Raw genomic sequence first — 18,843 nt, 5'->3', positions numbered from 1 at the left:
GAAAATCCTATAATTCTTTTGATTATGAAAAAGCACGCTACCTTAATGGTAACGTGCCACTATTATATTTGGAAAAAGTTATACCAAAACCATATGGTCACTTTTTTTCTTAGCGATTGCAGCCTTAGCGCAGGCTAAGCGGGCTTGCGGAATTCGAAATGGTGAACACGAGACATAATCTACGGGTAATGTTTGAATAAATTGAATAGAAGCTGGGTCGCCTCCTACTTCACCACAAACGCCAATGGAGAGGCTTTCTTTTTCCTCTTTCCCTTTTTCAGAAGCAAAACGCATTAATTTCCCTACTCCTTCAGCATCTAAATGTTGGAAAGGATCGCTTGGTAATATTGCGTTATGAGTGTAGGTTGATAAAAATTTATGCGCATCATCTCGTGAATAACCATAGGTCAACTGCGTTAAATCATTTGTGCCAAAACTAAAGAAATCAGCAATTTGCGCCAACTGGTCAGCAATTAGACAGGCTCTAGGAATTTCAATCATCGTTCCAATGTTAAAAGGCAAATTCATGTTTGAATCTTTAAACTGCGCTCCAATAACTTCCAAACAACTTTTTTTAATTAGACTCAGTTCTTTGACTGTACCCACTAAAGGAATCATAATGTGAGGAATAATTGTAATTTTTTCCTTTCTAGAAATTTCAATAGCCGCTTCTATGATAGCACCTACTTGCATTTGGTAGATTTCTGGTCTGGTAATACCTAAACGAACGCCTCGCAGACCTAACATTGGATTTATTTCTGCTAAACTTTGCGCTTTTGTCAGGACTTCTTGACTGTTTATCGCTAAGTCTTGTGCGATTTCGCGCAATTCTTTTTTTTCTTGAGGTAAGAATTCATGTAAAGGAGGATCCAACAAACGAATCGTACATGGCAACTCACCTAAAATTTGATACATTTGGCAAAAGTCAGCCTTCTGTTCTTCTTTCATATAGCTCAAGGCTTCATTTACTTTATCTGGATTATCTGCCAATATTAATTGTCGCATCATTTTTAGCCGATTTGCTTTAAAGAACATGTGCTCTGTCCGAGCTAATCCAATTCCTTTTGCTCCTTTTTTAACCGATTCTTTTATATCGCGTGGTGTTTCGGCATTACCATAGACCGCCAATGTAGATTGTGAATCACAAATTTTCAGTACTTTTTCCAATACTGCCGAAGTGGTGGCTTCGTTTAACGGCAATTTACCGCGATAAACGCGCCCACTACTTCCATCCACTGAAATGACATCTCCTATTTTTAATTGCCCTTCTGCAAAATATGCCACTCCTTGACTTTCATCTACTTGCAAAGCTTCACAGCCAACCACACAACATATTCCCATCCCTCTTGCTACCACAGCGGCATGAGAAGTCATACCGCCGCGGGAAGTGACAATGGCTTCACTTACACTCATGCCTTCAATATCTTCTGGGGAAGTTTCATTACGGACTAGAATTACCGGTCGACCTTGCATTGCCATTTCTTTTGCGCTTTCAGCAGTAAATGCTACTTGTCCCACGCTTGCGCCAGGACTAGCAGGTAACCCTTGCACAATTGCTTTCTTTTGGCGTGCCTCTTTGGTAAAGGTGGGGTGTAACAACTTTTCAATCATTTCTTCGTCAATACGATTGATCATTGTTTCTGTACTGATTATCCCTTCTTTCATCAGATTATAAGCAATTGTAACTGCAGCTTGCGGTGTACGTTTACCGTTGCGGGTTTGAAGCATATACAGTTTTCCAGCTTCAATGGTAAATTCAACGTCTTGCATATCTTGATAATGATTTTCTAGTTGAGTCGCAATTTTCAATAATTCATCGTATACATAAGGCATTGTTTCTGCCAGTTTTCTAATAGGTTCTGGTGTACGAATACCCGCAACGATATCTTCTCCTTGTGCTTGTAAAAGAAACTCCCCATAAACACCTTTTTCACCGGTGGCAGGGTTACGAGTGAACATGACGCCTGTAGCAGAATCGGCAGAATAATTGCCAAAAACCATTTGCTGAATGGTTACTGCCGTCCCTAGAGCATCCGAAATGTTATGAAGACGACGATATACTTTAGCCCGTTGATTATTCCAACTGGTAAAAACAGCTTCAACAGCAATAATTAGCTGCTCCATTGTATTTTGGGGAAATGATTGCCCTGTGTTAGCAGCATATATTTTTTGATAGTTTTGCACCGTTTGCTGCCACTCTTTTTCTGATTTTGTTCCGGTTGGTGTTACACCAAAATTTTCGGCAGAAACACCGTAAACAACATCGGCAAACATTTGAATAAGTCGGCAATAACATTGAAAAGCAAAATCGACATTTCCCGTTATTGCACTTAACGCATGAACAGTTTGATCGTTTAACCCTAGGTTTAATATTGTATCCATCATGCCAGGCATTGAAAATTTTGCACCGCTTCGGACAGAAACTAATAAAGGATTATCTCCTATACCAAAAGTTTTTGCAGACAGCGCTTCCAAATGTTTGATTTGTAAAATAATTTCTTCTATTAGTTTCGGCGATAATTTTTTTGATTCTTGAGCTAAATAGTCACGACAGGCGTCTGTACTAACGATAAATCCGCTAGGTACTGGTAAATCAAGCTTAGTCATTTCACATAAATTTGCACCTTTCCCCCCTAAAAGATCTTTCCACTCTTTCTTACCTTCTTGAAAACGATACGTCATTTTAGCCACACTATTACCTCCAAAGTGATATACTATTAAACACAAACCGACTATACCTTTCAAAAAGTTCATTGTCAACAAAAATATATGCTATACTATTAAATATTTTGGATATACTATATAATGATTATGGGTAAAATCGATGAAAAGATAAGGAAATCATAAAACAATCAAAATAATTAACGATTGGAGGGATGATTTTGGAATTATCTCAACGACAATTAGCAATTACTGAAATAGTCAAAGAAAAACAACCCATCAGCGGTGAAAAAATTGCAGAAATCCTCGGTCTATCACGAGCAACTTTACGCAATGACTTTTCCATTTTAACCATGACTGGCGTCTTACAGGCACGCCCCAAAGTTGGCTATGTCTATGCTGGAGCGATGCATCAAAATAAAAGTTTGGCTACTTTACTTGCCATTCCTGTGAAAGACATTATGATTCCCCCATTAAACATTTCACAAGAAAATACCATTTACGATGCGATTACAACCTTGTTTATGTATGATGTTGGATCATTGTACATCGTAAATGAGGCAAAGGAATTGGTAGGCTTATTATCTCGTAAAGATTTATTGCGGGCTTCTTTAAATAAAATGATTGATAAAACGCCTGTAACAGTTGTCATGACCCGATTACCCCAAATCAGTACCTGTCTGGAAGATGACGAACTTTTTTCAGCTGCAGAAAAATTACGTACGCTACGGGTTGATTCCCTTCCTGTTCTAAAAAAAAATAACCCTAAAATTGCTGTAGGGAAAATTACCAAAACACGTATTCATGATTATTTAATTGAAAAAGTAAAGGAGTAGACTAATGGAGAAATTATCAATTGTGGTCATTTCAGATGTTTCCGGAGATGCCGCCCAAGTTTTAGCTAATGCGGCAGCTGGACAATTTCAGGGTAAATCTGTTGATTTGAAACGCTATCCTTTAGTACGGGATAAAGCAACATTAAATGAAATCTTGCTTGTAGCTAAAGCAAATAATAGCGCTGTACTAACTACTTTTATATCGGACGAATTAGCTAATGAAGTCCAAGAGTTTTGTCTACAAAATAATTTACAACACCAAGAACTTTTAAATTCAATTTTACACATGTTTGCGGCTTTAACCAATACAACACCTACTAGCGATCCCACAACGGTTAGTCAGTTAAATGATCAGTATTATTATCGGATGAATGCCATCAATTTTGCATCTGCTTATGATGACGGTAAAGATCCTAAGGGTTTCTTAAAAGCCGACTTAATTATCTTAGGACCTTCCCGTACTTCGAAAACACCACTTTCGATGTATTTGGCCAACCAATCCATTAAAGTGGCAAACTTGCCCTTAATCCCAGAAGTAAGCTTGCCACAAGAGTTGCAGCAAGTTCCAAAAGATAACATTATCGGATTACTAGCCGATCCCAAATACCTCAAAAAATTCCGACATTCGCGGCTTCACGCCTTAGGTCTTACTAGTGGCAGTAGTTACACCGATGAAAAGCGCATTCAAAAAGAAATGGAATACGCTCAAAATCTCTATGAAAAATATCACATTCAGTCCTTTGACGTTACAGATCGCTCGATTGAAGAAACTGCCGGTTTGATTTTAGAAACACACCCTCATCTCGCTAGCTTGGGTAACAAGGCATAAATCACAATTCAAGAAAACACACTTATTTTTCACTTCTGTAATAAGCCAAAATAAGATGAAAACTTTTTTGTCTTCATCTCACCTTGGCTTATTTTTTCTTCTTAAATCGACTCACCCAGCTTTTGTACCATTGGGAACTTTTTTTTCCGGAATAGCTAAAACTGGCGTAATTCCGTTGGCATAGCCAATATCAAAAAGCATTCCATGAGATTCAATCCCAAACATCTTTTTTGGTTCTAAATTAACCACGAATAAGGCTTGTGTGCCTTCAATTTCAGCTTTTGGATTTTTCCGCTCCGCTTTCATACCAACTAAGATAGTACGTTTAAAATCACCAAAATCCACATCTAGTCCTACCAGTTTATCAGAAGATGTGACATCAAAAACTGTGACAATTTTGCCAACACGAATATCATTTTTATCCAAATCTTTTAGTTGAATGGTAGGTTTAATCATCTTCATTACCCCCTTTAATAAAATAAATTCTTTGACCTGCCATTTTAACAGCTGCAGCTTGAAAGGCGCGCAATATTTCCTGATTTAAGGTAGTGGCAACTGTTGTTCCTTCTGTATAGTAAACTACATACCGCGTTTTAAGCCTTACACCGTTTTCTGTTACATCGACAATTTGCACTGGCTTTAACTCCCCGTCAAATAACTGTAATTGTTTCAAAACGACTTCTTTGTAGAGGGCATCAGTTAAATATTCTTTTTCAAAATTCTCATAATAACGCAAAAGAACTTTTGTCATAATTTGTTGAGCATTTTGCCAATCACTTTCAAAAGCTACTAAATAACTGAGTTCTTTCCAAACAAAGGGAGTGACCTCGTTGTAGTTGTAGACTGATTCTGACAAAATTTTACTATTAGGGATTTTGACCGTTCGACCGGTCGGCGCTTCTGCTTCAAACCAATTACTAATTTCCATTAAGGTAAAATACAATAAGCTTACGGAAATGACTTCTCCTTTGACATTACCAATCTCAATGCGATCATAAATTCTAAAATGATGCTTGTTGACAATTAAAAACCATCCTGCTAGACTGCTAATCAACCCTTTAATTGATAAAGAAAGGATGACACCGATAAAAACTAATAAAAGAATTAAAGCATCCAGTGCATTCAACCATAAACGTAGCAAACTAATCAAAAATAAAAAGCGTAATAGAAAACGAGTCATGGTATTGATGACATTTAATACCTTAATATTGGCGATAAGCTTTCGCCAAAGCTTTGTAAAAAACCATTCTAATGCGACTAATAGCACCAATAAAACGACAGAAATACCGCTTTTTCCCATTAATTCATTTGGATTTTGAACATTATCTACTATTTCTGAAAGTATCTTTTCCAAAAAACTACTAGTTTTAGCATCCATTTGCTTGCTCCTAACTTTCTTTTCTTTCATGTTACGCTATGTCAGAAAGTTAGACAAATGAAATCCCAGCTAAAACAACGCATTAAATTTGGGTAATTTCATTGTCTTTTTCATTATTGCCGCCAGTTTCAGACATTTACTTAAGTAATCTCCCCTAATTTTGGGCTAATATAGAAAATTTATTGAAGTTAGATACCAACAATTTTGATATATCGGCTTTATTTCTTATGAAATCATATACCTTTTACCTAAAAAAAAACCAACAAGTAGGAAAAATAAGATTTCCATACTTGTTGGTTTTTTACTTCGTGTTGTTTATTCTACCCGTGGTTCTCTTGCTTCTTGGACATTTTCTTTCACATCATGTGCGCCATCACTAACTTTATCGCCAGCTTTACCTAAAGCTTCTTTGGCTTTTTCAGTTTGTTTTGAAGCAAAATCACCAGTTGCAGAAGCAGCGTCTGATAATTGATCTTGAACAGTGACAGAATCTTTTTCATGTTGTGCTTTTGTTTTTACATCAACCACATCAACATTTACTTCAATCACATCTAAGCCTGTCATTTTTTTAACTTCACGGGCAATGACTTCTTTAATTTGATTGTAAATTGTCGTGATGTCTTTGCCATATTCGGCTACAATTGAAAGATCAACCGCAACTTGCTTTTTACCAACTTCTACGTCAATGCCTGAGGTTGGGTTGTCTGTGTTTACTAATTTTCCAGCAATATTGGAGAAGAAGCCACCATCAACAGTTAATAAGCCACCGATTTCATCTAAAGCAATACCGATGATTTTTTCGACAACTTTATCATCAAAAGTCAATTCACCTTTAATTCCTTCTGCTTTTCCTACTGGTGGTTTTGGTGGTACCGGTTTTGTTTCTGGTTTCATGTTTGGTGTTTTGTTTTCCATGCTTAATTCCTCCTAAATATTTCTTAACCGAACTTGCGGTTTAATACCTATTTTTTACTATTTTTTGAACGAAATTGTTCGAAAAAACCAATTGATTGCAGATAAAAGCCCAAATATAAACCAATTGCTGTAAATATTATTAATAGCAATGTTTTCAAAATGCCAATCGTAAGGATTAAAATTGCCAGTAATAAACCAAGGGCTCCGCAAATCAAAGGATATTTATATTGTGCTACTAATTCTTTCATCGTTATCCCTCCTACTGAACTCTCGGCTCATCATTTTCGTGTTTTTGTTCACGAAAATCTTTAAAGACGACATCTGTTACGATTTCCTGTTTGGCACCGAATATCTGGTTTAAATCATTTTTGATTTTATCTGACAAAACTTTTTGTCGCTGTGTTGTCTGAAAGACTTTACGCATTTGACCACTAACGTAGATTTTAATTTTCTTTTTCTTAATTACCGCTTTAACATTGGGATCTGCAATAAACGGTTCTTCTTTCACGGCTGTTAAGACATAATTTTCAATCGCTTTTTTCTGAATAGTTAATGTTCCATTATCCGTCTCGATTTCTAACTGATTGCTGACTTTTGGGAAAAATATTACTACAAAAATGCAGATAACAAGTAAAATCAGCAATCCGGCAGCTGTCCAAAAAAGAAATTGCCCCATTACGTTACCAACTAGTGGATAGACAGTAAAAGGTAATAATGAAAACGATAGATTCGCAACATATTGCGTTGTAATCAACGTATGCATTAGGGGAAAGAATAAGAAAAAGATAACTAAAAGTAAGACTACCTTCGTACTTTTTCGCATACTATCACGTCCTTTTTACGCTGCTTTTCGTCCGAAGAAAAAGGACACGACTGCAACTAAAATTACGGCTCCAATTAATGAAGGGATAATTGCCATTCCCCCAATTACAGGTCCCCAGCTACCAAATAATGCTTGTCCAATAGAAGAACCAATTAATCCAGCTAAAATATTAAAAATTAGGCCCATTGATGAACCTTTGTTTGTAATCGCCCCAGCAATTGCGCCGATTACACCTCCCACAATTAATGACCATATTAAGCCCATAAAACAAAACTCCTTTCGCCTTTTATTTAAACGTTTCATTTAAACGTTTACGTTTTATCAATCTCTATAAAAATCATAGCATTTACTGAAAAAAAGCTTAAACAAAGTGTATCCGCAAAAAACCAAATTAATAATAAAAAAACAAAAAAATTTTGAATAAAATTGAAAATAAATTCTTCTTAGTCGTTAAATATGATGCTTATAAGTCGTTAAACTACGGTATTCACACTGAATGAGGAATTAATTAAAAGAAGTGAAAAATAGGTTTGTGACAAATAATCCATTGCTTTTAGAAAATAAAAAAACAGCAAAAAATATTAAGAATTTCTTAAGGGAATTATCTTTCCAAAGTGATGCTATAAAATGCTACTCTTTTTTAATCCCCCAAAAATTTTTATCCATGAAAGGAAGTTCTAATTGTTTAAAGCATTCTGGCCATTTAAAAAGGAAGCAAATTGCAAATTTTTATTCTACAAAAAAAGGCTGTTGAAAACGTCTTACCAGACATTTTCAACAGCCTTTTCAATATTTAATATTAGTGAATATTTCCAATTAAGCGTCGAATAGGTTTTTTTGCACTATAAAGCAAAATACCAACTATTACCGCAACACCACCGACAATGGCAAAATAGCTACCTTCTGTACTAGGAGAATAAAAACGGGTAATCTGTGCGTTAATGGCTTGAGAAGAAGCATCAGCTAATAACCAAATCGCTAACGTCTGCGCCTCAAATGCTCTAGGCGCTAATTTAGTTGTCACAGATAAACCAACCGGCGATAGGCACATTTCACCTGCAATCATAATAAAGAAGCTAGCGACTAACCACAATGGGCTTACTTTAGAATCAACGCCATAAATCATACTTGGAAACATTAATAAAACAAAAGATAGCCCCGCCAAAATCAACCCAATGGCAAATTTTACTTCTGTAGTTGGCTGCTTTTTCCCTAGTTTGGTCCATAACCAGACAAATACAGGAGTTAACAAAACCACAAATAATGGGTTTAACGTTTGATACAAACTAGCCGGAATCGTAATCCCCAAAATCGTTGCTTGGGTACGATCTGCGGCAAAAAGTGCCAAAATGGAAGAACCTTGCTCTTCTAGTGACCAAAATACAATCGCAGATAAAAACAAGGGAATATAAGCCAATACTTTTTTCTTTTCATCTGCTGTAACATCTTTAGAACGCAACATTGTTGTAAAGTAGTAAACAGGCAATAAGACTCCCAAAACACTTACGCTATCGATGAAAAAATCTACATCCAAGCGATTAAACAGCGCTGCCCCACCAAAAAGGATTGCAACGACAACCAGTGCGATTACTAAATTACGCAAGAATTTTTTTCGCTCTGCGCCAACTAAGGGATTTGCTACTTCAACGCCAACATTGGCCAATGTTTTACGTCCTTGTACGCGGTATTGTACTAGCCCAAAAAACATTCCTACTGCTGCAATTGAAAAACCCAAGTGATAATTGACATTTTGGCCTAATGTCCCCACTACAATTGGTGCAATTAAGCTCCCAATATTTATTCCCATATAAAAGATTGAAAAAGCGGTATCGCGTCTTAAATCTTCTTTTGAATATAAATGTCCCACCATACCCGAAACATTTGATTTTAACATGCCCGTTCCAATTACAATTAAAATCATGGAAATAAATAGTGCTGATAAGCCAAATGGCGTTGCCAAGACAATATGACCAAACATAATAAAAACGCCGCCATAAAAAACCGTCTTATGCGATCCTAAGAGGCGATCAGAAATCCAGCCACCGACAATACTCGACATGTAAACCATTGAACCGTAAATGGACATAATTGCCACAGCTGTCGCTTTGGGTAATCCTAATCCTCCACTTGTTACCGCATCGTACATATAATAAAGTAAAATTGCACGCATCCCATAATAGCTAAATCGTTCCCACATTTCAGTGAAAAAAAGTGTCGCTAAACCCCGCGGTTGCCCCATAAAAGTTTTTTCTTCCATATAAAAGCTCCTTTTGCTTCAGTATTTCAAATAAAGAAATTTTTCTGAAAATTCACAGGGACTAGTTTATTCTTTTCATTTAGAAATTTCAAGAATAATTAACTGAGAGAAAATTGTTTAAACAACTGTCTTTTTTAATGTCCATGAGAAATTAAACTTTTATATAATCCTGGTTATTTCTAAATCAAGATTTTACTCTTTTTTTGATGAGACGATAGTTATTTTTTTCACATTAAGTCTGGTGTATCTCTTTTTTCAAAAAATTTTTGTGTTTGATAAAAATATGCATGCTACAGCCATTTTCCGTGCAAAGGAGAGTAAAATATTAAAGAACAAGTACCTACAACAAAAAAAGCCCTTGGAATTCCAAGGGCTTTTGTTTTGTCGAATAGATTAACGACGGATTTCTTTGATACGAGCAGCTTTGCCGTGTAAAGCGCGTACTCAATTTCACATATTTCAATTCTTATCTTTCATAACTCAACCCCTTGTCACCACTGCGTTTATCGCACTTCTGCTTATTCCTTTAATATCAAAGATATGTCAGCCATACATCACTTATTGCCCCTTTTCTGCCCCTTGAAAATTCATTCTTAACAATCTGTTCGCTTTACAAAAACAAACATACGTTCGTATAATTAAAGCGAAGGAGTGTGGTGAAAATGGAATTGAATTTTGATTATCGGTTAGAACCAACTAGGGATATCTTATTCATCGATGTTAAATCATTTTACGCCACCGTTGAATGCAGCCAAAGAGGATTAGATCCGCTGTCTACGATGTTAGTAGTCATGAGCCTAGCGGATAATACCGGGAACGGCCTCATTCTAGCCTCGTCTCCTATCGCTAAAAAAGAACTTGGTATATCGAACGTCACAAGAGCAGATAATCTACCTGACCACCCCGACCTTATTAAAGTTCCGCCGCGTATGAATTTGTATGTTAAAGAGAACATGAAATTAAACGATATCTTTAGAGAGTATGTCGCAGACGAAGATTTACTTGTTTACTCGATCGATGAATCCATTTTAGATGTTACCCATTCTTTGAATTTGTTTTATCCCGATAAATCGGAATCACGATATATTAAACGCAGACGGTTAGCAGGACACATTCAAAAAGAAGTAAAAGAAAAACTAGGATTAATCGTATCAGTCGGAATTGGTGACAATCCTCTTCTTGCTAAACTGGCTCTCGACAATTATTCAAAACACGATGATAATTTCGTAGCGGAAATTCGTTATCAAGATGTTCCCTCTAAAGTGTGGACTATTGAGGATATCACTGACTTTTGGGGAATAGGCAGCCGAATGAAGCGGAATCTTTATAACATGGGAATTGATTCTATTTACCAGCTCGCTCACTCTGATGTTTACAAGCTAAAGAAAAGGTTTGGTGTAATGGGGACGCAACTGTACTATCATGCGAATGGGATTGATCGCACCATTCTATCGGAACCCGCCCCAGAGCCAAAAGAAAAATCGTATGGCAACAGTCAAGTGTTACCAAAAGATTATATCCGTCAAAATGAAATTGAAATTGTGGTAAAAGAAATGGCAGAACAGGTTGCTGCTCGCATTAGAAGGCACGGCTGTTTAGCACAATGTGTGCACTTATATGTTGGAACGTCCATGTCAGAATCTAGCAAAGGATTTTCGCATCAAATGAAAGTTCCGGCTACTGATAGCACAAAGGAATTAGTGCAGTATTGTCTTTCAATTTTCCGCAAATACTACAAAGGACAGGTAATTCGCCATATAGGTGTCACCTACTCTAAATTAATCTACACAAGAGAGCGGCAGTTAAATCTTTTTGAAGAACCTGAACAGCAGATAGCAGACGAACGATTAGATTTAGTTATTGACAAGATTCGAGCAAAGTATGGCTTTACGGCAATTATTCATGCAACAAGCAAATTAGACGGTGCCAGAAGTGTAGCTCGTGCAGGATTAGTTGGCGGCCATGATGGAGGCGGAAGTGCTGGCGGCTTAGACGGGCTAGATGCAAAACCGTCTGAGAACAAAATCACGCTGCTACAAAATGACGAACTATCGAAGAAAGCGCGTTGGGAATTGCGTGACAACCAAAATAGTTGGCTAGAATTGGAGGAATTCAATTAAACTATCCTATAAACGATAAATATAATAGTAGAAAATAATTACCCTCCCCTTTTACGTATCTCAATGTGAAGGGGGAATTTTTATGTATTTTGAAAATGAATTTGGCTATGTGAAATTAGAAGGTCACTATGTACGCTCAGTAGTATATGACACTTGCGAACAGATTGTAAAAATTAATCATGACAACCCGCCAGAAATCGTTCGAAATTTTGCAAATAATTACTATCTCTATTTCGTCAACAAGTTGAAGTTTTTGGAAACTATTGCTAAAAGTTAGTTGCATAAAAAAAGAGCCTTATTTTTGGCTCTTTTTTGGTAAGTATAATTCTTCTAGCTGTTTGCGATAATTTTTAGCATCTTCAATAGTATCAAATCCTTTTTTACGATATGTAGTACCATTAATGACTATCTTAGCTTCATATTTAGCTGTTCCATTCTTCAACTGATATTTAGATACACCTCTAACGCCAGTTGAGTTGAACGGCATAGCTTTATCGTTTTCAAAGCGGAATAACTCCACTCCGTTTACCTTTTGAGCTTTTCTTGCTTCGTTACGCTTCATGCTGGGATCGTGACGTAGGCATCCACAACTAACTGCATCTCCAGAAATTAGCATTGATGTCCTGTAGATAGCTACATTGCCACAATCACAGACACATTCCCACATATGCCCCTGCTTCGTGGCATTACCTTTCTTCTTAACCACTAACTTTCCAAATCGTTTATCAATTAAATCATATTTTTTCGGCATAGGCTCAACTACATTCCAAGCGATTTAGCATATTCACTGAGTGTATAAGCATTCTTAACAATCATCTTTGAGACATCTGACGTTCCGTTTTTTAAATTCCCAATCGCCATACGGCTTATACCAGTATTTTTTTCAATTTGATATGCCGAAATGTCAGAGTTTAGTAGTTTTAAAACCTTTTGCAAGTCAATAATGCCAAAATTTAACATCTGCTGTTTCTCTAAAAAATCTTCAATGGATTTATGTGCAGCTTTCAATTCTTTCTTTGCTTCTACGGTATCAGATTCGAATTTAAGCTTTCCGTTTTCAGTAGCATAGCCTGGTGAATTTTTTAGTCCTGATATTGTCTGAACCCTGTCGTGAGCTAAAGTGTATTTTTTTATTAATTCATTTGAGACGTTTGCTCGCTTCAGATTAGATGGGCTAACTTTACCGCTAATTGATTCATGCTTACCTGACGCTGTTAAATAGTCATATTCTTTATTCAAAATCATGATTTTTCCTCCTTTTTCACGCTACTAATACACTTTTAGGGAACCATTTTTTGCTTTCGCCATACGCTGTGTTAAACGTTAATAAAACAGCTTTTTCAGTTTCCTTTTGCACCTGAACGTCATTCATCATTTTAACTGCTAACTTGCCTTGTGCTTCTCGTTGAGCTTTGCGTCCAACCCCGTATTCTTTTGCAGCAAACCAAATTTTAACGCCTTTAAATTTTGTGCTGCTGGATCCAAATGCAACTGCATCTTCAGGGACAGCTTGTTTTGCAACTTGGTAAGCACGTTTTAAGAATTTAGAAAAATGAGCTAAATAAGAACCTTCTGCTCGATTGTCTTCAAAAGCTTTCTTCGTCCAAGTGTGTGCTAATTTAAAAATTTCTGATTTAGTCATTTCACTCAATCCTTTCTTTGTGCTTCCCTCATCTACATATATAGTATAGCACGGTTTACTATTATAGTAAAGCGAAATATACTATGAATGTAAAAAAATTGCAAAAAAATAGCCCTGACCTCAACTAAGAGACCAGGGCTTTTAATTTTAAATGGTTACATCATAATTATAATTTTTATTTGCCAACCATTTTTCTAAAGCAAATTTATTATCAGAGTTTTGGTTGAACGTCCCAATTTTAATTTTGACGCTATTCTTGTTACGCTCTTCTTTGTAGCTCCAACCGTATTTTTTACAATAGTCGATTACTGCTTTATGACCAGATGACCCATAAGTGAACCAGTAAACGTTAACTGTCTGTCTTTTACGTGTATTATTAGTCGTGTTCGCCGATTGGTTCACTCCGTTCGCTATATCTTTTGCAAATTGCGATTTGCTGATTCCCATACTAGCTAGATAGCTATATGGGTCTTGGTGGTCACCTTCAATATTATCTGAGACCCACTTATGAGATTTAACTCCTTTTGTACCTGCTTTTCCAGCATCTAACGTTTTAGGAATATTATACTTATCACAAGCCCAGCGTATTAACCAGATATAAGCTGCATAATTTTTTTGAAACATCGTTTTATCTTTCGTATGTTGTAATTCAATTTGTACTGGTGAATATGGATTAGCTGACAACGCGCCATAAGCAACATAGCCGGGTTCCCCAATTAAATAGATAATACCACCATCGCCAATGATAAATTGTGTGTACGCGTTTCTCCAATTTCGTTTCATATAAGTTGCTTCGTTGCGTCCAGTAGCGGTTGGATTAGCAGTTTCATGAACAATCACATATAGATTTTGAGCTTTTTGACTAGAACCCTCATTAGCCGCTAAAGCAAATTCACGATTGAATGTATATGACATATTATTTATCCTCCTTGTTGTAGTGATAACTTGAAACTCCCATGCAAGTACCAAGAAGAGCGGTAAATGCTGTCCAGATTGTCAACACTGAATCTGTTAACTCCCAACCGATTGTTTTACCCACCACACCAACAAATACACCCAAAGCAGGCATCACAATAGATACCGCCCATTTCAAAATTGCATACTGTTCATCTGTTAATTTAAATTTTGGCATTTGTTATTCTTCCTCCTTCTCGATTACAGGCATGGCACAGATGCGTTCATACATCGCATGTCCTGTACCGTTTCCTCCGAGCCCACTGTAGGCTTTCCACAGATGGCTCATGTTGTTTAGTTCTTTCATCGTTACCGCTCCACGTTTTAATATGACTTCGTATGATGCATAAATTCGGTCGTGGAGACTGGCTAGGCTTGCTTCTTGGCGGAGATTGCCTTGTACCTCCAAAGTGTCCAGTCGAGTGTCTAATTCTGTTTGGCCTTTTAGCAATTCGTCTAGCTGATCGTTACGCTTTTTAATCTCCTTGTAGAGTTTCCAAAACTGCCGTCCTGCAAAGAGAATTCCTCCAATCAAGCCAACGCCAAAATACTGCCTGAAAAATTCGTTAATCTGATCCAACACTACCATCTACATTCCCTCTTTGCTTCAAAATAAAAGACAACCGGCGATAAAACCGATTGTCCCAATTACCAAATATTTTATCGCTCTGTTTCTTCTTGCTTTTTTGCATCGTTGACAATTAAAGCAACATTTTCACGGATCAAAGCGGGAACACTTTCAATCGTTCGCTTGCCCTCAATCACATGTGTGGCGTATAGCATTTCTAAAGCTGAATACATAATAAAATCTCCTTTCTATTTTGACAAAATCATGTCTGACAATTGTAAAAGAGCCTCTTCAGACATCTCTTGACGCTGACGAAGCTCTGCATTTTCCTGTTTTAATTGTTCTAATTCATTAGGTTCCGGTGGTGTGTATTCATCAATAATCGCCTGTATGAACGCTGACATATCATCAGAATTATCATTAAACTCCGCTAAAACAACGTCAAAGAGTTTTAGCAACTCCTCATCCATTTCACCAGTACCCTCAAAAATATCAGCTATATATTGCTCTTTAAATCTCTCTTGGTTATCTGTCATATCTGTCATAGCTCCCTCCTAAATATCTGCTGCGACAAAGGAACACGAGATGTTAAAAATTGATCCTGCCGCTACTTCCGGAAAGCCATAGGAAGTCCCGCTAGGCCCCATAATGTACGCACAATCAATATTCCCGTTAGCTCTAATTATCAACATGAATATTAAAGCAGCGCTGCCTTTTGCCATAGTATTATAGTCCGCTTTAGGCCTGAAACCTACTGGTAGTGTCCCCATAGTTCGAGCACTTGTGCCTCCTGTTAAATTGCTTGTATTTTTAAACGCTCCAAATAATTGAACCTGTCTTCCTTGTCTGCTCGCCCGTGGCTTGTTGGTATCTGAGTATGCCCCCCAACCCGAAGCATAACTTTGTACTTCACGCTCTGGCAATGACATTAAATCTTGAAATTCAAGCTTCACTCTGCCATATGCGGGAGATAACTGCGCATTATAAATAGTAATGCCTTCGCCGCCATAAATTGCAGAATAGGATGGATTGCCAACATCAATACCATTATTGTCAATAACCCAATGCCAGCCCGGATTTTTACGTGCTGCATCAGTGTAAGAGATAGCCGCCAAATTTCTTGGAGATAAGATAAATGTTCCATTCTGAGTGCTATTCTCAACAGCCCAATCTGCGGTTATATTCCCATTATAGGTGCTGTTATATATAATTGTTGCGCCACTGTCTTGGTAGGTACCTGAATTATTTAGAATAGAGGTATTTATTGTTGTCCCTGTGATAGTTGACCCAAGTATTCTTACAGCATTTAACTCAATAATATTCAATACTGACTGCTGAATTGTTTGACCCTGCCATGAGCCAGACTTGTAAACGTAAAAATTAGTGACATTACCGCTACTATCAGACTTCCACCACTGTTGATTTTCTTTGGGGTTAGCAGGCTGAGTTGGCCCAATGTACGGATAGATACCTGTCATGCCTTGGATCAATGCAGGATTAGTATACGTTACTGTACTGTCTGACATAGTTGTCTTTAGCCTGCGCCAGATATATTTATTTGGGTCTGCGTTATTTGGCACAGTGGTAGACCAGCTGCCACCTGCTTGACTAGTTGGTGAAGTGGAAACGTAATATTCTTCCACCACTGAGGATACGCTAATGCCATTACTTCCATCCTCGCCATCCTTACCGTCAGAACCATTTGCGCCATTGGCACCCATTTTCCCTACAGAATATGCAGTGGAACTGGTGCTGTTGGTGTAAGAAATTACCGTCCGTGTCCAGAGATACTGATTGGCAGCTACATTTGGAATAGTAGTTGACCAGGTACCGGTTGGAGCAGTGGTACCTGATGTGGAAGCTTGGTAAGTAATTGCCGTGGAAGCAATGCCGTTACCAGCTGGTCCTTGAGAACCATTAGTCCCCATTTTACCTACGGAGTAGCCAGTCTCTGTGCTATTATCTGTATACGTCCACACAGTTTTAGTCCAGAGGTATTGACCAGCTGCAGCCGTTGGTGGAGAAGCAACCCATCCACTTGATGGTGCTGTAGTCCCACTTGATGACACAGCATAAGTGATTGCAGTAGACTTGATACCCACGCCATCTTTACCAGCAATACCATCTTGGCCGTCATTGCCGTCTTTAGCTACATAAGTGACAGAATACCCAGTTTCTGTGCTATTGTCTGTATACGTCCAGACTGATTTAGTCCACAGGTACTTACCTTTAATGAGCGTTGGTACAGTAGCCGTCCAGCCAGACGTTGGAGCTGTAGTGCCGCTGTCAGACAGAGCGTAAGTTACTGTCGTAGTTTTAATCCCTACACCGTCTTTACCCGCAACGCCATCTTTACCATCCTGTCCACTTTCACCTAAGATACGTGTCCACGTGTAATCATCAGGGTTTTGGCTGTCTTGTGCAGTGTAGTCTGTGTAGGTTCCGCTGTACGTTGGATAGGCGTTTTCAAAATCGTCTGATGGTGAGGGAGTGTAGATTGTTTGTTTATCTCCTACTTCAAGTTTAATACCTTTTTTTAAGGTTCCTGTAGAAGATTTTTCAGTGATGCGCATATACGCAGCACTTGCATTATTTATTTTAAAGTTAAAAATGCTCGCGTTGCTTGAAAATGCACGAGACAGAAATTGTTTATCTGTGTCATATAGGGCAACAGCACCAACTGTAGCTTGTGTATCAACTTGAGTAAGTGTAAAAATATCTCCATATGATACTGGTATGAAATTAGTAATAAAGCCATTTGCAAGCTCTTGAATGCTTCCATCCGTATTTATCCACGATTTTTCTGTAACAATGCCTGTACTTAACAAATTTTCATTAGGATACGTATCCGTAAATCTATCTGTACCATCTGCTGACCAAGCGTAGGCGTAGTGTGTGTATGGCGTTTTACCGTTTTCACCAGGAGTGCCAGGAATACCCTGATTACCAGGGTCGCCTTTGTCACCTTTATCCCCTTTGTCGCCCATTTTAGCAACGCTGAAACCTTGTTCGGTTGTATTGTCATCATAAGTCCAAGTAGTACGTGTCCACAGGAATTGACCATTAGGAACTGTTGGAATTGTCAATGACCACCCCACGCCAGGTTTAGTTGTACCTGATGTACTTGAAGCATACTCAATTTTGGTTGATTTAATACCCACGCCATCCTTACCGGCAATACCGTCCTGTCCATTGTTTCCATCTTTGGCGTTATAGCTAACGGTATAGCCAGTCTCATTGGTATTGTCAGTGTATGTCCAGACTGTCTTAGTCCAGAGATACTGACCTTTAACCAACGTGGGGACTTGCACTGTCCATCCACTTGAAGGAGCGACAGTACCAGAAGCGCTCTGTGCGTATGTGATAGCAGTAGATTTTAGTCCTACACCATCCTTACCGGCTACTCCATCTTGTCCATCCTCGCCTTTGATTTTTGACCATGCATACTTTTTAACATCCGTGCTATCAGCCTGCGTGAAGTCAACATACTGACCCATCCAAGTTCCTACATCTTCCCCGCCATTGCCAGTGAATGTTTGACCGCCATCATTGGAGTATTTGATATGCAGATAGCTAGTTTGTCCATCTGCTCCAGTCTCGCCAGGAATACCATCTGCACCCTTAACCAAAGTCCAGTCATAATCTGCTGGTACCGTTGAAGGGTTTGGGTTCTGTGATACCTGCATACCAACATATTTAGCACCAGTAGGGTCATCTGTCATGGGATTCCCGTTTGAGTTTTGAGAATACCGTATATGCAGATAGGCAGAAAGACCATTAGTACCTGGTTCTCCATCAAAGTAATCTATACCCTTAACTGGAGTTTTACCGTTTTCACCGTCATAAACTTTAGTCACAAC

At 37.9% G+C, this 18,843-nt stretch carries 21 protein-coding genes; 4 read left to right on the top strand and 17 right to left on the bottom strand.

Annotated features, from left to right (window positions below; translation table 11 throughout):
• Positions 1-78: 78 nt before the first annotated feature.
• Positions 79-2,682, bottom strand: coding sequence for a pyruvate, phosphate dikinase (gene ppdK, locus RK01_RS01940; protein ID WP_195516274.1), 2,604 nt, complete (start codon positions 2,680-2,682; stop codon positions 79-81).
• Between the two features lie 200 nt (positions 2,683-2,882).
• On the opposite strand from ppdK, the gene RK01_RS01935 reads away from it, so the two are divergent.
• Together RK01_RS01935 and RK01_RS01930 are read left to right on the top strand one after the other, a co-directional pair.
• Entirely contained in the window at positions 2,883-3,497 is a 615-nt protein-coding gene (locus tag RK01_RS01935; protein ID WP_016171621.1) for a helix-turn-helix transcriptional regulator, read from the top strand.
• Between the two features lie 4 nt (positions 3,498-3,501).
• The gene (locus RK01_RS01930) at positions 3,502-4,326 is read left to right on the top strand and encodes a pyruvate, water dikinase regulatory protein (protein ID WP_016171620.1); all 825 of its coding nucleotides are present in this window, start codon (positions 3,502-3,504) and stop codon (positions 4,324-4,326) included.
• Positions 4,327-4,437: 111 nt separating this feature from the next.
• Here the strand turns inward: RK01_RS01930 and RK01_RS01925 are convergent, their stop codons facing one another.
• From RK01_RS01925 to RK01_RS01890, 7 genes are all read right to left on the bottom strand, one after another.
• Positions 4,438-4,782 (bottom strand): methionine--tRNA ligase subunit beta, encoded by a 345-nt coding sequence (locus RK01_RS01925; RefSeq protein WP_016171619.1) that lies wholly within the window; start codon positions 4,780-4,782, stop codon positions 4,438-4,440.
• Positions 4,775-5,704: a mechanosensitive ion channel family protein gene (locus RK01_RS01920; protein ID WP_016171618.1), complete on the bottom strand. Its 930-nt coding sequence runs from the start codon at positions 5,702-5,704 to the stop codon at positions 4,775-4,777. Before RK01_RS01920 ends, RK01_RS01925 begins: the two co-directional genes overlap by 8 nt.
• A gap of 315 nt (positions 5,705-6,019) precedes the next feature.
• Positions 6,020-6,619, bottom strand: a complete 600-nt coding sequence (locus RK01_RS01915) for an Asp23/Gls24 family envelope stress response protein (protein ID WP_016171617.1) — start codon at positions 6,617-6,619, stop codon at positions 6,020-6,022.
• 47 nt (positions 6,620-6,666) lie between these two features.
• Entirely contained in the window at positions 6,667-6,867 is a 201-nt protein-coding gene (locus RK01_RS01910) for a DUF2273 domain-containing protein (RefSeq protein WP_016171616.1), read from the bottom strand.
• Between the two features lie 11 nt (positions 6,868-6,878).
• Positions 6,879-7,442 carry an alkaline shock response membrane anchor protein AmaP gene (gene amaP, locus RK01_RS01905; RefSeq protein ID WP_016171615.1) on the bottom strand — a complete coding sequence of 188 codons (564 nt, stop codon included), beginning with the start codon at positions 7,440-7,442 and terminating at the stop codon, positions 6,879-6,881.
• 15 nt (positions 7,443-7,457) lie between these two features.
• Positions 7,458-7,706 carry a GlsB/YeaQ/YmgE family stress response membrane protein gene (locus RK01_RS01900; RefSeq protein ID WP_016171614.1) on the bottom strand — a complete coding sequence of 83 codons (249 nt, stop codon included), beginning with the start codon at positions 7,704-7,706 and terminating at the stop codon, positions 7,458-7,460.
• A gap of 535 nt (positions 7,707-8,241) precedes the next feature.
• A complete protein-coding gene (locus tag RK01_RS01890) occupies positions 8,242-9,699 on the bottom strand; it encodes a peptide MFS transporter (protein WP_016171613.1) in 1,458 nt (485 codons plus the stop codon).
• A 662-nt stretch (positions 9,700-10,361) separates the two neighbouring features.
• Here RK01_RS01890 and RK01_RS01885 point away from each other — a divergent pair.
• Both RK01_RS01885 and RK01_RS01880 read left to right on the top strand, forming a co-directional pair.
• Positions 10,362-11,819 (top strand): Y-family DNA polymerase, encoded by a 1,458-nt coding sequence (locus tag RK01_RS01885; protein ID WP_016171612.1) that lies wholly within the window; start codon positions 10,362-10,364, stop codon positions 11,817-11,819.
• A gap of 82 nt (positions 11,820-11,901) precedes the next feature.
• A complete protein-coding gene (locus RK01_RS01880; protein WP_016171611.1) occupies positions 11,902-12,096 on the top strand; it encodes a hypothetical protein in 195 nt (64 codons plus the stop codon).
• Between the two features lie 18 nt (positions 12,097-12,114).
• Here RK01_RS01880 and RK01_RS01875 read toward each other — a convergent pair whose 3' ends face one another.
• The 9 genes from RK01_RS01875 to RK01_RS13395 form a co-directional block, all read right to left on the bottom strand.
• Positions 12,115-12,570 (bottom strand): hypothetical protein, encoded by a 456-nt coding sequence (locus RK01_RS01875; protein ID WP_244874947.1) that lies wholly within the window; start codon positions 12,568-12,570, stop codon positions 12,115-12,117.
• 8 nt (positions 12,571-12,578) lie between these two features.
• Positions 12,579-13,064, bottom strand: coding sequence for a hypothetical protein (locus RK01_RS01870; protein ID WP_016171609.1), 486 nt, complete (start codon positions 13,062-13,064; stop codon positions 12,579-12,581).
• 16 nt (positions 13,065-13,080) lie between these two features.
• Positions 13,081-13,461: a hypothetical protein gene (locus RK01_RS01865; RefSeq protein ID WP_016171608.1), complete on the bottom strand. Its 381-nt coding sequence runs from the start codon at positions 13,459-13,461 to the stop codon at positions 13,081-13,083.
• Between the two features lie 147 nt (positions 13,462-13,608).
• On the bottom strand, positions 13,609-14,376 hold the full coding sequence (locus RK01_RS01860; protein WP_016171607.1) for a peptidoglycan recognition protein family protein: 768 nt from the start codon (positions 14,374-14,376) through the stop codon (positions 13,609-13,611).
• Between the two features lies 1 nt (position 14,377).
• The gene (locus RK01_RS01855) at positions 14,378-14,593 is read right to left on the bottom strand and encodes a phage holin (protein ID WP_016171606.1); all 216 of its coding nucleotides are present in this window, start codon (positions 14,591-14,593) and stop codon (positions 14,378-14,380) included.
• Positions 14,594-14,596: 3 nt separating this feature from the next.
• Positions 14,597-15,004 (bottom strand): hypothetical protein, encoded by a 408-nt coding sequence (locus RK01_RS01850; RefSeq protein ID WP_016171605.1) that lies wholly within the window; start codon positions 15,002-15,004, stop codon positions 14,597-14,599.
• A 71-nt stretch (positions 15,005-15,075) separates the two neighbouring features.
• Positions 15,076-15,216: a CD1375 family protein gene (locus RK01_RS13670; protein ID WP_016171604.1), complete on the bottom strand. Its 141-nt coding sequence runs from the start codon at positions 15,214-15,216 to the stop codon at positions 15,076-15,078.
• A gap of 15 nt (positions 15,217-15,231) precedes the next feature.
• On the bottom strand, positions 15,232-15,528 hold the full coding sequence (locus RK01_RS01845) for a hypothetical protein (protein WP_016171603.1): 297 nt from the start codon (positions 15,526-15,528) through the stop codon (positions 15,232-15,234).
• A 9-nt stretch (positions 15,529-15,537) separates the two neighbouring features.
• Positions 15,538-18,669: an autotransporter outer membrane beta-barrel domain-containing protein gene (locus RK01_RS13395; protein ID WP_477181427.1), complete on the bottom strand. Its 3,132-nt coding sequence runs from the start codon at positions 18,667-18,669 to the stop codon at positions 15,538-15,540.
• Positions 18,670-18,843: the final 174 nt, after the last annotated feature.

The organism is Enterococcus dispar ATCC 51266, from assembly GCF_000406945.1.
GTDB lineage: Bacteria > Bacillota > Bacilli > Lactobacillales > Enterococcaceae > Enterococcus_C > Enterococcus_C dispar.
Note: the sequence above shows the minus strand (reverse complement) of the source record. Positions and strands in the feature narration are given on the sequence as shown.

What these genes read in the sequence shown, in the direction of transcription:
- ppdK (WP_195516274.1), bottom strand. Translation starts at nt 2,682, where the DNA reads ATGACGTATCGTTTTCAAGAAGGTAAGAAAGAGTGGAAAGATCTTTTA.
- RK01_RS01930 (WP_016171620.1), top strand. Translation starts at nt 3,502, where the DNA reads ATGGAGAAATTATCAATTGTGGTCATTTCAGATGTTTCCGGAGATGCC.
- RK01_RS01925 (WP_016171619.1), bottom strand. Translation starts at nt 4,782, where the DNA reads ATGATTAAACCTACCATTCAACTAAAAGATTTGGATAAAAATGATATT.
- RK01_RS01920 (WP_016171618.1), bottom strand. Translation starts at nt 5,704, where the DNA reads ATGGATGCTAAAACTAGTAGTTTTTTGGAAAAGATACTTTCAGAAATA.
- RK01_RS01915 (WP_016171617.1), bottom strand. Translation starts at nt 6,619, where the DNA reads ATGGAAAACAAAACACCAAACATGAAACCAGAAACAAAACCGGTACCA.
- RK01_RS01910 (WP_016171616.1), bottom strand. Translation starts at nt 6,867, where the DNA reads ATGAAAGAATTAGTAGCACAATATAAATATCCTTTGATTTGCGGAGCC.
- amaP (WP_016171615.1), bottom strand. Translation starts at nt 7,442, where the DNA reads ATGCGAAAAAGTACGAAGGTAGTCTTACTTTTAGTTATCTTTTTCTTA.
- RK01_RS01900 (WP_016171614.1), bottom strand. Translation starts at nt 7,706, where the DNA reads ATGGGCTTAATATGGTCATTAATTGTGGGAGGTGTAATCGGCGCAATT.
- RK01_RS01890 (WP_016171613.1), bottom strand. Translation starts at nt 9,699, where the DNA reads ATGGAAGAAAAAACTTTTATGGGGCAACCGCGGGGTTTAGCGACACTT.
- RK01_RS01885 (WP_016171612.1), top strand. Translation starts at nt 10,362, where the DNA reads ATGGAATTGAATTTTGATTATCGGTTAGAACCAACTAGGGATATCTTA.
- RK01_RS01880 (WP_016171611.1), top strand. Translation starts at nt 11,902, where the DNA reads ATGTATTTTGAAAATGAATTTGGCTATGTGAAATTAGAAGGTCACTAT.
- RK01_RS01875 (WP_244874947.1), bottom strand. Translation starts at nt 12,570, where the DNA reads ATGCCGAAAAAATATGATTTAATTGATAAACGATTTGGAAAGTTAGTG.
- RK01_RS01870 (WP_016171609.1), bottom strand. Translation starts at nt 13,064, where the DNA reads ATGATTTTGAATAAAGAATATGACTATTTAACAGCGTCAGGTAAGCAT.
- RK01_RS01865 (WP_016171608.1), bottom strand. Translation starts at nt 13,461, where the DNA reads ATGACTAAATCAGAAATTTTTAAATTAGCACACACTTGGACGAAGAAA.
- RK01_RS01860 (WP_016171607.1), bottom strand. Translation starts at nt 14,376, where the DNA reads ATGTCATATACATTCAATCGTGAATTTGCTTTAGCGGCTAATGAGGGT.
- RK01_RS01855 (WP_016171606.1), bottom strand. Translation starts at nt 14,593, where the DNA reads ATGCCAAAATTTAAATTAACAGATGAACAGTATGCAATTTTGAAATGG.
- RK01_RS01850 (WP_016171605.1), bottom strand. Translation starts at nt 15,004, where the DNA reads ATGGTAGTGTTGGATCAGATTAACGAATTTTTCAGGCAGTATTTTGGC.
- RK01_RS13670 (WP_016171604.1), bottom strand. Translation starts at nt 15,216, where the DNA reads ATGTATTCAGCTTTAGAAATGCTATACGCCACACATGTGATTGAGGGC.
- RK01_RS01845 (WP_016171603.1), bottom strand. Translation starts at nt 15,528, where the DNA reads ATGACAGATATGACAGATAACCAAGAGAGATTTAAAGAGCAATATATA.
- RK01_RS13395 (WP_477181427.1), bottom strand. Translation starts at nt 18,669, where the DNA reads ATGCAGGTATCACAGAACCCAAACCCTTCAACGGTACCAGCAGATTAT.